Source organism: Pseudoalteromonas aurantia (assembly GCF_005886875.1).
GTDB classification, from domain to species: domain Bacteria; phylum Pseudomonadota; class Gammaproteobacteria; order Enterobacterales; family Alteromonadaceae; genus Pseudoalteromonas; species Pseudoalteromonas aurantia_A.
On record NZ_PNBY01000093.1, the window covers coordinates 12,321 to 26,482 of the forward strand.

Consider the following 14,162-nt stretch of genomic DNA (forward strand, 5'->3'; position numbering starts at 1 on the left):
TATCAAGTAAATGAAAACCAATCTGATCACCCCTGAAGGGTACCGAAAGTTACAGCAAGAACATGACCACTTGTGGCATGAAAAGCGCCCTGAAATAACCAAAATAGTATCGTGGGCTGCGAGCTTAGGCGACCGCTCTGAAAATGCCGACTATACATTTAATAAACGTGTTTTAAGGCAAATAGATAGGCGAGTTAGGTATCTGAGGAAACGACTACCCGATCTAAAAATTATTGAATATTCCCAGCAACAGGCTGGCAAAGTGTTTTTTGGTGCGTGGGTCGAAATTGAAAATGACGCGCAAGAGTGCAAAAAGTTTAGAATTGTTGGGCCAGATGAAATATATGAGCGCAACGATTACATCTCCATCGACTCTCCCATGGCGCGGGCTTTACTCGGAAAAGAAGTGGATGATGACTTTACCGTTAACACCCCAGAGGGCGAAAAAACTTGGTTTGTTAACAAAATAGATTACGTGATCAGCTAAGCTTCTTATTCCCTTCTGCTGTGATATAGTTAGACCATAGACATACGTCAATAAAAATCGCGTATAGCATTGAACTTTATAAGGATTTTGCATGAGCAATATCTCTGCACGTTTAGCACACGAGCTAAACGCAAAAGAGCAGCAAGTTATCGCTGCAACGGCATTACTTGATGAAGGGGCAACGGTACCGTTTATCGCCCGTTATCGTAAAGAAGTCACTGGCGGACTAGACGATACGCAGCTACGTTTATTAGAACAACGTTTAGGCTATTTACGAGAGCTAGAGGAACGTAGAAGCTTTATTCTCTCTACCATTAACGAGCAGGGTAAGTTATCTGACTCACTCTCAGCCGACATTCATAACGTACAAAGTAAAACTGAGTTAGAAGATTTATATTTACCATTCAAGCCAAAGCGCCGTACAAAAGGCCAAATCGCGATTGAAGCTGGGTTAGAACCACTGGCTGAGGCATTATTTAATGATGCCACGTTATCTCCTGAGCAGCTAGCGCAAGATTATGTGAATGACCAGAATGGGATCCGTGATAGTAAAGCGGCGTTAGATGGTGCCAAGTTCATTCTAATGGAACGCTTTGCTGAGGATGCCAAACTACTTGCTAAATTTCGTCGACATATTCAACAAAATGGTCAACTTGAGGCACAAGTCGTTAAAGGAAAAGAAGACTCAGGAAACAAATACCGAGACTATTTCGAGCACAGCGAAAAATTAGCCAAAGTTCCTTCTCACAGGGCATTAGCAATGCTCAGAGCACGTAACGAAGGTATTTTACAATTGGTTATTAACCCAGAACCAGACGTTGCAGAGCCCCAACAGTTTTGCGCGCAAATGATAGCCGATCACTACCAACTGAATGTTACATCCGCCAATGCCAGTGCATGGTTAATGACCCTTGTGCAATGGGCCTGGAAAATAAAATTATCACTGCATTTAGAAAACGAATTTCTTGGGTCGCTACGTGAAACCGCTGAAACAGGTGCCATTGACGTATTTGCTAAAAACTTAAAAGATTTGCTGATGGCTGCACCGGCTGGACCTCGTGTTACCTTAGGGATTGACCCAGGCCTTAGAACAGGGTGTAAAATCGCTGTGGTCGATAGCACGGGGAAGTTACTCTCCACGAACACTATTTTCCCACATGCGCCTCAAAATCATTGGGACAAATCGCTTCGTACACTAGAGCAATTATGCCGTCAGCATAAAGTGCAATTAATTGCCATTGGCAATGGAACCGCCTCTCGTGAATCTGATAAATTGGCTTCTGAGCTATTAAAAGCAGCCCCAGAACTTGCCCTGAGTAAAATCATGGTCAGTGAAGCTGGCGCATCGGTATACTCAGCTTCCGAGTTTGCCGCGAATGAATTTCCTGACTTAGACGTGTCACTACGTGGGGCTGTCTCTATCGCGCGCCGTTTGCAAGATCCGTTGGCTGAATTAGTAAAAATTGAGCCTAAATCTATCGGTGTAGGTCAATACCAACATGATGTATCGCAAAGTCAGCTCGGTCAAACACTGACGTCGGTCGTAGAAGATTGTGTTAACTCTGTTGGCGTCGACGTCAACATGGCTTCTGCACCCCTATTAACACGTGTGTCAGGTTTAAATAAAACACTGGCTAACAATATTGTTAAATATCGTGACGAGCACGGTTCATTCACTGCACGTAACCAGCTGAAAAAAGTGGAACGGTTGGGGCCAAAGGCATTTGAACAAGCTGCAGGCTTCTTGCGTATACTCGATAGTAAAGACCCACTAGATGCCTCATCTGTGCACCCTGAAGCTTATCCAGTCGTAAAAAAAATTGCACAACAAAAAGCACTTCCCGTCACAGAGCTTATCGGTAACAGCACATTATTAAATCAATTAGCAGCCAATGACTTTACCTGCGAAAAGTTTGGTTTGCCAACGGTCACCGACATTATTAAAGAACTTGATAAACCTGGCCGAGATCCACGCCCAGAGTTTAAAACAGCAGAGTTTAAAGCCGGTGTTGAAAAAATATCAGACTTAGAAGTTGGTATGATCCTTGAGGGGGTTGTCTCCAATGTTGCTAATTTTGGTGCGTTCGTTGATGTAGGGGTTCATCAAGATGGATTAGTGCATATTTCAGCCATCACCAATAAGTTTATTTCTGATCCTCGTGAAGTGGTTAAAGCGGGTGATATTGTAAAAGTAAAAGTGATTGAAGTTGACGTTGCCCGCAAACGAATTAGCTTTACAATGCGCTTGAATGATGAAATTACATCACAAGACACACAAGCTAAGAGCAGGCCAAGCACGCAAAAATCGGCAGCACCTAAGCAGCACAACCGCAGCGCAAAACCGAAAAAAGACTTGGGTAATGCAGCCATGGGGAATGCATTTGCCGAAGCCTTTGCCAAAATGAAGAAGTAATTAATCAACACAATAAAAAAGCCCATCGTTAAATGGGCTTTTTTGTGTCTGATTATTCTGGTATCTACCACATTCTAACTATACGCGTTACCATCGAATTACGCTTGCAGTGATAAAGAAGCAGCCCCCTCAGGTTGTACCGCTTGTTGGTAGAAATCGCTAATGCGTAAAGACCGCGCTTGTATTTGCGGATCTCGCTCTATTGGTAACGCAACAGAGTAAGGACCACCGTCTGTTTTTAATGTGGCGGCATCGCGTTCAACAATTTCGTCATCATCTTCGGTCAGTCGCCGCGTCTCATAGCCTCTAATTCGTGTCGTATCTTGCTGCGCTTCTTCACTACTACCACTAATAACTTGGGTGGCTAATTCAGCTTGCGCTGCTGCTTGCTTTTGTGTTGCGTCGGCTGCAATCGCTCGGTCAGCACCAGAGGGGTCAGCTGGTGCTAACGCAGCAGCTCGTACAGTTTGCATTTTATCGATTGTGCCTGCGGGATCCCCTGGGATCTCTGCCACATCAATCATTACCTGCCCACCTACCGCATAGTTATTACCATCTGGACCACGTTGGTATTCATAACTCGGAGAACCGGCATACTGCCCACCTACGCGTGCATGTGCTTGCTCATGCAAACGTACTTCGGTGTCTCTCGCTTTAAGCTCTTGTATTTGCTTTTGCTCAGCTTGCTCATCAGCCTGTTCTTGCTCGCTGCGTGCATCTTCATCAGATTTAGGTTGGCGTTCATCGCCATCTTGAGCACCTTTGTCATCAATTGTTTTGTTCTGTTCTAATTTGCCATAACTATCATACAAAGCATTCTCGTCTGGTGAGTTCGCTTTTGCTTTATCACCGTCGTTAACCGCTTTGTTCTCAGTGAAAGATGCAGAGGGAGGGGCCGTTTTTGGGATGACTTCACGCAGCTGGTTATCGCGCCTAGCTGTTTCAGTATAGACGTTGGCAGTATTTAAATTCATCGCCGGAGGTGGCGTTACAATACTCATACCATTTTAGTAAAACTTATGCCTTTATATCAATTAAAGTACCCAATGCTTCATCAGCAGTGCGAATAGTTTGCACATTTGCTTTAGCATTAAATTCTTCTACTTTTAAGTTGACCAATGCTTCATCAATTTTTGCAGGTTGAGACACAGGTGCCGTAACAGATTCTTCCGGGCGAGCACCTTGCAACTGACGCTGCTGTGCCTGCTGGTTTTCATCTTGTGTTTCAATTGTCGCACGGTTTATTTCAGCGCTTGCGCGCTCAATACCCTGTGTTGCTCTGTTAAAGCCTTCTATCCCATTGTTGAGTACATCACCGATTGGCATAGCATGCTCCAAAAACTTTTTATGTGTGGTTAATTATTGCGCAAAAAGTCATAAAAATAAAGCATGATTTACGTCTTTTTCACCTAACGCGATACCATAATTTTAAAGTACTGATTTTAGGAAAGTTATAAATTCAGAACGATGAGAAATAAAAGGCGCATGAGATGCTTTTGGTAAAATTTCACTGTAAAAATTCGAATTTAAACCACGTATCTTTTCTATTACAGCTTTTGGCACCAAAGAGTCCAAGCGACCAAATAAACCATATATAGGTTGCTCTACCATAGCCATGTCAGCACGCAAATCCTGTGTTTTCAAAATATCTAAACCAGCTTTTAATGCAATAGGATCTGGAGCTGGGGCCTGCGCTAATAAAGCCCGCAAGCTTTTAATGTCCTCTTTGGCATGTTCACTCCCCATCGCTTGAATAGCGAGAAAACGTTCAATAGTCTTAGTTGCGTTCTTTTCAAGTTGCACCTGAAAAGCATCTAATACATTTGACTGTATACCAGGCCACTGCGTTACTTCATTAAAGTAAGGCGTAGCCGCAATTAAGATAACCTTGCTGACTTTATCAGGAAAATTACGCGCCAAATACAATGCAAACAAGCCACCTAATGACCAGCCAATAATGATACTTTCTGGTTGTAATTGTTCAGCCACTAACTTAGCCGCCGTTTCTAAAGTATAGTCCAGTTTAGGACTTGGGGCACCGCCAAAACCTGGTAAATTAATACTCCGTACGTCACCACTAAAAACCTGCTCAATCTCAGGCTTTACCATCTGCCACACTTGGGCATTCATTCCCCAACCGTGCAACAGGACTAATTCTTTTTGCATTCTTTTAGGCCCTAAACCAAACTTACAACAATGATACCGACAAGACCAAGGAAAGTAACCAACATGCTAAGGAAAATAGCTAATTGGCTCGTGCCCAATTATTGTATTTGTTGCCAAAACCCCCTTATTGAGCACCAAGCAATATGCCAACACTGTTTCGATGAGCTGAGTTTATTTGACCCCTCACAAGGGAACCTCCTCAATCGGCCAGATATTTGTCGGGATTTTAAGTTAGACAATATAACAAGGTTAATGGCTTGCGGCTGGTATGAAGGCCAGCTTAAAAGTTGGCTGAGTGGCTACAAGTTCCATCATCAAACTCGTTACCAAGCGGCGCTACAACAAGTGATTGTGCACCAATGGACGCAGTACTTGTTACATGAGCACACTGCTCCTGATATCGCCGTGCTCATGCCACTGCACACTACTCGGTTAGTTAATCGGGGATTCAATCAAGTCAACCAAACATGGCAATGCAGTATCGACCCCTATTTAACCTCAAAAATAAACTTACTTCGTACCCATAAAACTAAGGCTCAAAGCAACCTAACAGGTATACAACGACGAAAAAATACACGCGATGCCTTTCAGGTCAAAGGCGCAATGACCGGCCTAAAAGTCGTCATCGTCGACGATGTTATAACCACTGGGGCGACAATGAATGCTGCAGCGCAAGCATGCTTAGATGCTGGTGCGCTGCAAGTTGATGCTATTGCAACGGCACTAACGCCCTTGCACAGATAGCGTATGACCAAAAAAGAGTGCGTTAGTCAATAACCGACTACTACCATACCAGTAACCTCTAAATACGGGGTTATCTGAACTTGCAATGACACTCCCTTGGCCATACCTGTGTGCAACCACTGCTGCACTTTCACTGATTTTCGCGACATTCTCCTTTGCAGCATACCCTGATAACAGAGGATCTTTGGTATATTTATTCACCAGTAGAAATGGCTGTTCAGGGGTCTTAAGTAACCATGTACTGTTTTTAAACATGGGCAGTAAGCGGCGTTGAAAGCCAAAAGACAATGGGTGAGACAAGTCTAATTCAGTCGCAAATATTGCCCCTGCAATACGCTGCTTTGCAGCTAGCGCATCACGCGTTCCATATTGTAACCCCTCAGTATTAAACTGCTCAGCCATCTCTTTACGAGTGATGCTTTGTGCATTTAAAAGCTGGCTATCCATCAGCCACTTTGCTCCCCGCTTATGACCCCAAATAACACCCCCCTTATTCACCCATCCAGTCAGCGCAACTTTGGCTCGATCAGAAAGTTTATTGAAGCGGCCATCCGTCAATATCACATGGCTATAGCGTGTCAAATCAACCTTACCCAATCTATGTTGTTCTATTAACGTCGGTGCGATCCCTAGATGCTTGTCTAAATGATACCAAACCTCTCCGACTTCATATTGGCTACTCCCTTGCCCGCCTACCAATAAAACTTTAGGTAAAGACAATGCTCTCATATTACGTGAACCAAGATCGATACCTTTACTCGTCAAACCCGTGTCTATTGGGTGGACTTTTACAGCAAACTTCGATTGAGCATTATTGAGCACTGACAACCACTGTGCATTACGTTGTAACCCTGCTGGAACAATGATGCTTCCCGCTGAAAAATCATGTTGTAAGCCCGCTGTTTCCGCTGTAAATGATTTCATAGCAACACGTGCTGCAATGTTATTACTCAGTAGGTAATTCAGCATTTTTGGTGCATTCCATGCTTGCCATGAAAATCCATAGGCATAGGTTTCTGATAATTTTGAGAATTGCTCTTTTATAGGTGACCGCCATGGCTCATCTGCAACCTTCAGTCCCCATGTGCTAGCTGCCTGAGAAAACTGTAGGTTAAACGCATGTGCCAAAGTCCACCCTGATACATCATAAAAGGTATTATCTTGAAAGGACTGCTGTTCTGAAAATATCGCTTTGATTAAACGATACTGAGATTGTGATAAAGGTACATACATATCGCCTTTTTGATACTGATATTTACCCACTTTGTACTCTTTTGTCAGTTCAAATGCCTCAATTTTGTGCTGTGACAACACTGACAAAAATTGTTCAAATTTTTGTTTATCGTGGCCTGCAGCCACCACATAACCTTCAAATTTTTCTTTCTCTGCGAGTGCGCTCGCCCCCGTATAAAACTGCTGTTGATATGCTTGTAACTTCACCTTATTTTTTATAACGCCTTCAAACGTCGATAAACTGGTCGTTAACTGGTTTTTTATGGTCTGAGAAAAACTCAACCGGCCATTAACGGTATCTTGAACATGCCCCCTACTACTTGCCTGCTCAAACAAAATACCAATCGCGCCATTGGCATCTGGGTAGGTAGATCCTTTGCCATAGTAAAAATCATCAAAACTCTCTTGGGTAAAGTATAACTGTTTATCTTTATCTAACGACTTAGCATGAAATGTCGCTAATATTTCTGTCAATGTAACATTCATTTTTGGCGTCAAAGGGTGGGTACGTGACGCAATGCCAGGTTGAAAGAAATAACTGCTATTGGATCCCATTTCATGAAAATCTGTCAATATATTAGGCTTCCAATGATGAAACTGCGCCACTCTTGCTTGTGATTCTGGATGTTGCAACAACAGCCAGTCCCTATTTAAGTCAAACATATAATGATTGGTGCGCCCTGAAGGCCAAGTTTCAACATGCTCTCTGTGCTGCGGATCAGCAGACAAATTCATACCTCGATTACTATTAGCCCATTGCGCAAAACGCGCCAAGCCATCGGGGTTTAAAGAAGGATCTAACAACACTATCGTATTTTTAAGTAACGTCTGTACTGCGTCTCCTTGAGCCGCAGCCAAATAATAGGCCACCAGCAGTGCGGCATTGCTGCCTGAGGGTTCATTACCGTGTACGCTATACCCCATCCACGCCACTGCAGGTGTCTCTGTCTTTACCTCTGAAGACGAAAGTCGTGCTAAATGCTGTGCTCTGATCTGCTCAATGCGCTGTAGTTGATTTGGTGCCGTAATCGTTAAAAGTAGTAAAGGTCGCTGCTCATGACTATAACCAATAGTTTTTATGTCAACACGATCACTTTTATCTGCCAAAACGCGCATATACTGTACTAATTGATCATGCCGTACATGCCACTGCCCAACCTCATACCCCAAAACATCACTGGGTGTAGGAATAGTCGGATCAAACTGCACATCCTCAGAAAAATAATAATTCAGTGGTTTTGCCACTACTGTAAAGGGCAAATAAATGACCATTACCAAACATAATAATACAAGCCGCATATCAAGACCTTAAAACTGATGATTGTTTAAACGCTAACAGTCTAATCATAAGTTGCCAAATTTTTACGTCCAACACTAGCGACAATACGATGAGGGGAGTATCATATGAAGTATCCGAGTAATTTAGTCAAGTAATAGTCACAGTTATGATAACCATTTCAGAAACAGCTCAATCCCATTTTGCTAAACTGCTTTCCGATCAAGCAGAAGAGACCAATATTCGTGTATTTGTGGTAAACCCAGGTACATCACAGGCAGAGTGTGGGGTCTCTTATTGCCCAGCAGATGCCGTAGAAGAAAGCGATATTCGCCTACCATTTAATGGCTTCGATGCCGTTGTCGATGCTGAAAGTGCACCGTTTTTAGAAGAAGCAGAAATTGATTTCGTCACAGACAAGATGGGCACTCAACTGACGCTAAAAGCACCGAATGCCAAAGCGAAAAAGCTCAGTAAAAATGCTGATTTAAACGAACGTGTTGAACATATGTTGGTATCAGAAGTAAACCCGCAACTTGCTAATCACGGCGGTCAAGTTAGCTTGGTTGAGATCACAGCGGAAGGTGTTGCAATCTTACAATTTGGTGGCGGGTGTAATGGCTGCTCAATGATAGATGTCACCCTCAAAGAAGGGATCGAAAAAGAAATGGTGGCTAAGTTTGATGAAATCACTGGAGTACGTGATATTACTGAACACCAAGCTGGCGATCACTCATACTACTAAACGCTCGATGTTAAAATCCGTCATTTATAAATTGGGCCAGCACCCCAAGCTCAGCCTTAAACGCTTTTTTATTGGTTTAGGGCTATTCGCACTGAGTTTATTAGCCATTGCCTATGGTTATTACCAGCATGCTTGGGTACAGCTTATTGGCTTAGGGCTACTCGCCCCGGCGCTCTTTTTTTCCGGCTGGGGCTATGTTGGCATATTTGCTAACCGTTTTTCGCAAGTCATTGTAACAATGCACCCTGATGACAGATCTGCCGATAACGGTAAAACAAAGTAGCACCACGCATTGCCATAAAGCAGCTCATTGCGAACCATAAGCCATGATTGCCCCATTCTAATGTCAGCACAACTGGTGTAAAAAACCCAAGCACAACCGCAATAAACATTGAGTTACGCATTTCCTTAGCGCGAGTCAAACCCACAAACACACCGTCAAATAAAAAACAGCCCATAGCGACAACTGGGAGCACTATTAGCCAAGGTAAATACAGACTTGCCTCAGTGATAACTGAGGGGATATTTGTCAGTAACCTAATTATTGATGACCCGAATAAGGCAAAAAAGGCACAGTAACCCAAAGCAAATAACGCCCCCCAAAAAACACTGACATTAACCCACAATCTTACTTGTACAGGATCACCTTCCCCTTTAGCTGCGCCTACTTTCGCTTCTGCTGCATAGGCAATACCATCTAATGCAAAACTGACCAACATCAGAAAATTTAACAACACAGCATTGGCTGCAAGTGTCACTTCCCCTAATCGTGCACCGTAAAAGGTCATAAAGCTAAAACACAACTGTAATAACAAAGAGCGAATGAAAATATCACGGTTTAAAGTTAATAACCGCGCAATACTGCCTCTTGATGGAAACTGAATGTTCCAAATAACGCCATAACGTCTAAATAATTTTTTGATTAAATAAATGGCCAGGAACAACGCACTATAATCAGCAATTACAGAAGCGCTCGCCGCGCCAGCAACCCCTAAGTCAAGCACTAACACAAGTACAACATCAAGTACAATATTCACCAAATTAGTAAATAGCACCAGATAAAAGGGTCCTTTGCCATAATGCATACCCAGCATCAAACCCAGCAGCACTAAATTGCCTAAAGCAGCTGGTGCACTCCAAATACGAATAGAAAAGTAAGTACTAGCTTGCACCATAACTTCCTCAGATGATTGAGATAAGGAAGCGATCACCGAAAGTAACGTCGGACTCAGTGCTATTAAAGTTAATGCGAATAGCAAAGACAACAGTAAACTACTGACTAACAATTGCTTAATTTTATCAAAGTCTTTGGCACCAAACGCCTGAGCTATTACGCCAGTGGTACTCATACGTAAGAAACTGGCTAGCCAAAATAATACCGCAATACTGCTAGAACCCAATGCTATACCAGCTAAATAATGTGCACTTGATAGATGACCAATCACAGCAGTATCAACCAGCCCTAGTAACGGCACTGAAATATTTGATAAAATCATTGGTCCCGCAAGTAGGAGTAAAGCGAAGTGGTAGGACTTATGTTTGCTAAAAAAGTGACCCATATTATTTGGTTGGCCTTAGTATTAATGACACACAATGTATTTGCAGCCGTGATCTTACAGTATCATCACGTTAGCGAAAAGCTGCCTGCTGTAACCTCGGTCAATAGCGAGACATTTAAGTCTCATTTGCAATATTTAAAAACCAACAACTTTAATGTTGTCCCTCTCGACACGCTATTAAGTAATCTTAAAGAGGGAGAAACAGTCAGTGCCAATACTGTGGCGATCACCTTTGATGATGGCTATGATAACAATATTACCGATGCAGCCCCGATTCTCGAAGCTTTTAATTATCCCTATACAATTTTTGTTAACCCACAACTCATCGACGAGCAACAAAGCTATGTTATGACATGGGATCAATTAAGGACGCTCGCTAAACGCGGTGCACTCATAGCAAACCACAGTGCTAAGCATGATTATCTGCACAAGCACTTACAAGGTGAAAGCCAAGCACAATGGTATCGCCGCATTAGTCACGACATTACTTGGTCAGAGCAGCGGATTCATAAAGAAATAGGTCACCATGCGAAATTATTGGCCTACCCTTATGGCGAGTTTAACAATGCCTTACAGCGCCTGGTGTCTGATTTGGGATATACCGGTATCGGGCAACACTCTGGGGCGGTTGGAGTAACATCAGACTTTACCCGTCTGCCTCGCTTCCCAGCATCAGGTATTTATAGCAATTTAAATACTCTAAAAACTAAAATACACGCTCACCCTTTTGCCATCGATACCGTAAAATATAGTGATTCAGTCACCACGCAAACACATCCAACTGTGACACTTAGTTTTGCCGAAAAGCCTTTTCAGAATTCGCAATTTGCATGCTTTGTATCCGGAATTGGAGCGGCTACATTGAAGTGGATAAATGACAGCACCGTATCTGTCACTTCACCTAAAAAGTTACCTATAGGTCGCTCTAGATATAACTGCACGGCACCCGTGAAAAGTCTCCCAGGTACATATTACTGGTACTCTCAGCCATGGGTGATCATACAAAATTCACTGGCTGATAGCTAAATTTCCAGTAAGTTAAACTTTACGACATGGCTTTGCCACGGAATACAATAAGGTTTGAGTCACTTTACTTAAGGGGATCACTTTTTGTGCAGCCTCTAACTGCACAGCCGCTCGAGGCATCCCCCAAACGACACTACTTTTTTCATCCTGCGCAGCGGTCTTAGCTCCGCTTTGACGCAGTTTTAACATGCCTTTTGCACCATCACTGCCCATACCAGTTAAGAGTACAGCACTAACTGATTTAGCCATAGGTACTAAAGAGTCAAACAACACATCTACCGCAGGCTTATGTCTATTTACAGGGGCTGTGTCATCTAGTTCACACACAGTAACTGAGCCGCGTTTTACAATCTTTAAGTGCTTACCTCCTGGTGCAATGAATACTTGACCCGATGCTAATACATCACCATGTTCAGCCTCTTTTACCGCAACAGTACAACAGCGATCCATGCGTTGCGCAAAGGAAGTGCTAAATACCGGGGGAATATGCTGTGTAATAACAGTTGGCGGTGCATGCTTTGGAAATGTCATGAGTACTTCTTTAATTGCTTCCGTCCCGCCAGTCGATGCGCCGATTGCGATAATGGCATTAAGGTCAAACTTTTCTGTCTCACCCTGTATCTGAAACGATGCATTTGCTGCTGGCTTAAAAGCGCGGATCCGCGCTTGCGATGCCACTCTTATTTTCTCTTGTAGTGTATAAGCGTACGCTTGCAGTTGGTCTGCTATATTCAACGTGGGTTTTGCAATAAAATCAATCGCACCAATCTCCAAAGCCTCTAATGTAGCTGGTGAGCCTTGCTGAGTTAGCGTCGAGATCATCACCACAGGCATAGGCCTTAGCCGCATTAAATTGCGTAAAAAACTTAGCCCATCCATCTTCGGCATTTCTATATCGAGAGTTAACACATCAGGGTTAAGTGTTTTTATCATCTGTCTTGCTTGGTAAGGGTCTTCTGCACATCCCACTACGGTAATGTCGCGCGCTTGTTTCAAAACTTCGGTTAATATCCCTCTAATGAGAGGAGAATCATCAATCACTAATACTTTTATCATGGTGCCCCCTAAAAGAGTTCTATATTGGTTTTCGCATCTTGTGCTTCAATATCATGTAAATAACGAACTTCTCGTTTCTCAATGGTGTCGTTATGCATTTGGCGCAACTTTTTAACGTGTGCCTTACCAGTCTGGGGATTAAAAACCACCTTGCGTGGCCAAGGGCCACCTACATCATGAGAAACCAACTCCAATGCCTCATCTTGAATATAAGCATTAGCAAAACGAATATTACCGATGCCAATATCCGTCATTGAACGAATGATCTTACCACCACCAAACAGCTTTATTTTTAAAGAATGCCTGCATGCACCATTTTTAATTAATTCATTTATCAAATATTCCATTGCCCAGTTTCCATATCTACAATTCAAGTCATCTGCATTAATGTCTTCCATGCCCTTAACTCCGGGTAGCATAAAGTGATTCATCCCACCAAGACCGAGTTGTTCGTCATAAATACACGCCGCAATGCATGAGCCAAGTACCGTTGAAATCAGCTCATTGTGTTTAGACACATAAAACTCACCCGGTAAAACTTTTGCAACAACCATACAGCGACTTGAATCCCAAAACCGTTTTACATGTTCAAATCCACTTATTACCGGCTTAAATTCATTATTCACTATTCATTTTCTTATACATAGTCTTGCCTAGGTTCTTGAATTCACTATGCTCTTTTCCCATCGTTTCAGAGTGCCCAATAAATAAATGTCCATCATGTGCCAACATGCGATGATAACCTTTAAATAAATTACCTTTTGTTTTTTTATCAAAATAAATCAGTACATTGCGACAAAATATAACGTCAAACGGCCCTTTCATTGGCCATTTTTCAAGTAAATTTAGCCGCTTAAACGAAATCATTTGTTGTAATTGAGGCTTCACCCTATACGCGTTGCCATCTGTACTTTTTAAAAAGAACCGCTTTAACTGAGCTGGGCTAAGCCCTGTAATCGTCACCGGTTCATAAATGCCTTGCTGCGCTTTGGCCAATACATTTGAGTCCAAGTCAGTCGCCAGAATTTTTACATCCCAAGAGGCAGGAAAGCGCCCGACTAATGTCATTGCAATACTGTAAGGTTCCTCACCGGTGGAGCAGCCTGCTGACCAAATTCTGACCCGTTTAGACGTCTTATTCGACTCTAATAAGGCAGGAATTATCGTGTCACTCACATGTTTGAAGTGATGATTTTCGCGAAAAAAAGACGTTAAGTTTGTCGTAATGGCATTTATAAAGTGGCTAAATTCAGCGCCGCTATGTGTATCTAAATAATCCAAATAAGCCGCAAAAGAAGTTAGCTCATTCGTACGTATACGCCGTGCTAGACGCGAGTAGACCATTTCCCTTTTATGCGGGCCAAGCACAATGCCACATGCTTGATATACCCGCTCCGAAATTACTTTAAAATCAGTATCTGTAAATGCAAACTCTCGCATCCTTCACTCTCCACAAC

General features: G+C 42.8%; 14 protein-coding genes. 6 read left to right on the plus strand and 8 right to left on the minus strand.

From position 1 onward, the window contains the following. Window positions 1-10: 10 nt before the first annotated feature. Window positions 11-487 (plus strand): transcription elongation factor GreB, encoded by a 477-nt coding sequence (gene greB, locus CWC18_RS17140; protein ID WP_119861755.1) that lies wholly within the window; start codon window positions 11-13, stop codon window positions 485-487. 91 nt (window positions 488-578) lie between these two features. Next, window positions 579-2,900: a Tex family protein gene (locus CWC18_RS17145; RefSeq protein WP_138675772.1), complete on the plus strand. Its 2,322-nt coding sequence runs from the start codon at window positions 579-581 to the stop codon at window positions 2,898-2,900. Window positions 2,901-2,998: 98 nt separating this feature from the next. Here the strand turns inward: CWC18_RS17145 and CWC18_RS17150 are convergent, their stop codons facing one another. The 3 genes from CWC18_RS17150 to bioH all read right to left on the minus strand — a co-directional run bounded on the left by CWC18_RS17150 (window position 2,999) and on the right by bioH (window position 5,066). Next, entirely contained in the window at window positions 2,999-3,901 is a 903-nt protein-coding gene (locus tag CWC18_RS17150) for a putative metalloprotease CJM1_0395 family protein (protein WP_138675773.1), read from the minus strand. A 16-nt stretch (window positions 3,902-3,917) separates the two neighbouring features. Next, window positions 3,918-4,226 carry a hypothetical protein gene (locus CWC18_RS17155; RefSeq protein WP_138591885.1) on the minus strand — a complete coding sequence of 103 codons (309 nt, stop codon included), beginning with the start codon at window positions 4,224-4,226 and terminating at the stop codon, window positions 3,918-3,920. Window positions 4,227-4,328: 102 nt separating this feature from the next. Further along, complete coding sequence (gene bioH, locus CWC18_RS17160) at window positions 4,329-5,066, minus strand: pimeloyl-ACP methyl ester esterase BioH (protein ID WP_138675774.1); 738 nt, start codon at window positions 5,064-5,066, stop codon at window positions 4,329-4,331. Window positions 5,067-5,129: 63 nt separating this feature from the next. Here bioH and CWC18_RS17165 point away from each other — a divergent pair, with 63 nt between their 5' ends. After that, window positions 5,130-5,810, plus strand: coding sequence for a ComF family protein (locus tag CWC18_RS17165; protein ID WP_171041146.1), 681 nt, complete (start codon window positions 5,130-5,132; stop codon window positions 5,808-5,810). Here the strand turns inward: CWC18_RS17165 and CWC18_RS17170 are convergent. Next, window positions 5,790-8,342, minus strand: a complete 2,553-nt coding sequence (locus CWC18_RS17170) for a M14 metallopeptidase family protein (RefSeq protein WP_138675775.1) — start codon at window positions 8,340-8,342, stop codon at window positions 5,790-5,792. The two genes, CWC18_RS17165 and CWC18_RS17170, sit on opposite strands and share 21 nt — an antisense overlap. A gap of 146 nt (window positions 8,343-8,488) precedes the next feature. Between CWC18_RS17170 and nfuA the strand changes: the two genes are divergently transcribed. Continuing rightward, a complete protein-coding gene (gene nfuA / locus CWC18_RS17175; RefSeq protein ID WP_138591889.1) occupies window positions 8,489-9,064 on the plus strand; it encodes a Fe-S biogenesis protein NfuA in 576 nt (191 codons plus the stop codon). 7 nt (window positions 9,065-9,071) lie between these two features. Then, window positions 9,072-9,347, plus strand: coding sequence for a hypothetical protein (locus CWC18_RS17180; RefSeq protein ID WP_138591890.1), 276 nt, complete (start codon window positions 9,072-9,074; stop codon window positions 9,345-9,347). On the opposite strand, the gene CWC18_RS17185 is transcribed toward CWC18_RS17180, so the two are convergent. Continuing rightward, the gene (locus CWC18_RS17185) at window positions 9,292-10,560 is read right to left on the minus strand and encodes an MATE family efflux transporter (RefSeq protein ID WP_138591891.1); all 1,269 of its coding nucleotides are present in this window, start codon (window positions 10,558-10,560) and stop codon (window positions 9,292-9,294) included. The genes CWC18_RS17180 and CWC18_RS17185 overlap by 56 nt on opposite strands. 39 nt (window positions 10,561-10,599) lie before the next feature. On the opposite strand from CWC18_RS17185, the gene CWC18_RS17190 reads away from it, so the two are divergent. Further along, window positions 10,600-11,649 carry a polysaccharide deacetylase family protein gene (locus CWC18_RS17190; protein WP_138591892.1) on the plus strand — a complete coding sequence of 350 codons (1,050 nt, stop codon included), beginning with the start codon at window positions 10,600-10,602 and terminating at the stop codon, window positions 11,647-11,649. A 12-nt stretch (window positions 11,650-11,661) separates the two neighbouring features. Here the strand turns inward: CWC18_RS17190 and CWC18_RS17195 are convergent, their stop codons facing one another. From CWC18_RS17195 to CWC18_RS17205, 3 genes are read right to left on the minus strand one after another with little or no spacing between them, the layout of a single operon-like run. After that, complete coding sequence (locus CWC18_RS17195) at window positions 11,662-12,705, minus strand: protein-glutamate methylesterase/protein-glutamine glutaminase (protein WP_138675776.1); 1,044 nt, start codon at window positions 12,703-12,705, stop codon at window positions 11,662-11,664. A gap of 8 nt (window positions 12,706-12,713) precedes the next feature. Next, on the minus strand, window positions 12,714-13,331 hold the full coding sequence (gene cheD, locus CWC18_RS17200) for a chemoreceptor glutamine deamidase CheD (RefSeq protein WP_138591894.1): 618 nt from the start codon (window positions 13,329-13,331) through the stop codon (window positions 12,714-12,716). Next, on the minus strand, window positions 13,324-14,145 hold the full coding sequence (locus tag CWC18_RS17205; RefSeq protein WP_138591895.1) for a CheR family methyltransferase: 822 nt from the start codon (window positions 14,143-14,145) through the stop codon (window positions 13,324-13,326). The genes cheD and CWC18_RS17205 overlap by 8 nt, the downstream gene beginning before the upstream one ends. Between the last annotated feature and the right edge of the window lie 17 nt (window positions 14,146-14,162).